The following is a 795-nucleotide window of genomic DNA, read 5'->3' on the forward strand; positions in this document are numbered from 1 at the left end:
CACATCGCATAACGATAACGACGAACTACGCAGGGCCTACCGACTCAGGAGGCCATATGCATGATGACGACCACGAGCCCGCCGATATGCCACACCGCGATCCATCGACATGGCAGATGCTGCTGGAGTGGCTGCAGCCGTATCAAGCCAACCTCTATGCAGCAGGGCTGTCATTCGTGATCGCGCTGCTGCGCGGCCTGCACGCCGGTGGCCGCTTCTACAAGTCAGTGCTCGAGGCGACCCTGGTGGGTGGCCTGACACTGGCGCTCAAGCCGCTGTTGGACTGGGGTGGCTTGGATCAGGACATGGCCGTGGCCATTGGCGCCGCGATCGCTTTCCTCGGTGTCGAGTGGCTGCGTGCCAAGTCTGACGCCATCTTCGATAAGGTGCTGGGACGATGGCTGCACTGATCACGACCGCGTGGGCATGGGGCCGCAAGCTGATATCAGGTGTGAAGTTCGAGGTCATCCTGATGGCGGTGGTGCTGGGCTGGGGCGCGATGCAGACCTATGAGGCGACCAAGGCCGAGCAGCATGCCAATGACCTCAAGGCTGAGCTATCCACCGAGAAGGCGGTCAACCGCGGGCTCGAGATGATGGCGCTGCACTATGGCAATCAGATGAAGCGATTGTCCGTCGCATTGGAGGCACGCGAGGCTAGTCGCGCCCTGGATGACCGTTCAATCATGGCTGCCCGGGCAGCTGCTCGCCGAATGGAGAACGACGATGCGCCGACTGCTGAGTGGGCTGACCGGCCTGTGCCTGATGCTGCTGCTGAGTGGCTGCAGCGCCTTCG

2 protein-coding genes are annotated in these 795 nt (G+C 62.3%); both read left to right on the forward strand.

Features of this window, described 5'->3' with window-relative positions:
• The first annotated feature begins 56 nt into the window (after positions 1–56).
• Positions 57–410 carry a phage holin, lambda family gene (locus tag IZU87_RS17290; RefSeq protein WP_144726159.1) on the forward strand — a complete coding sequence of 118 codons (354 nt, stop codon included), beginning with the start codon at positions 57–59 and terminating at the stop codon, positions 408–410.
• Positions 398–795: hypothetical protein (locus IZU87_RS17295; protein ID WP_213115368.1), on the forward strand; the 398-nt coding region annotated here is incomplete at its 3' end. The genes IZU87_RS17290 and IZU87_RS17295, both read left to right, overlap by 13 nt.

Origin of the sequence: Cobetia sp. MC34, from assembly GCF_018340035.1 — a bacterium.
Lineage (GTDB): Bacteria > Pseudomonadota > Gammaproteobacteria > Pseudomonadales > Halomonadaceae > Cobetia > Cobetia amphilecti.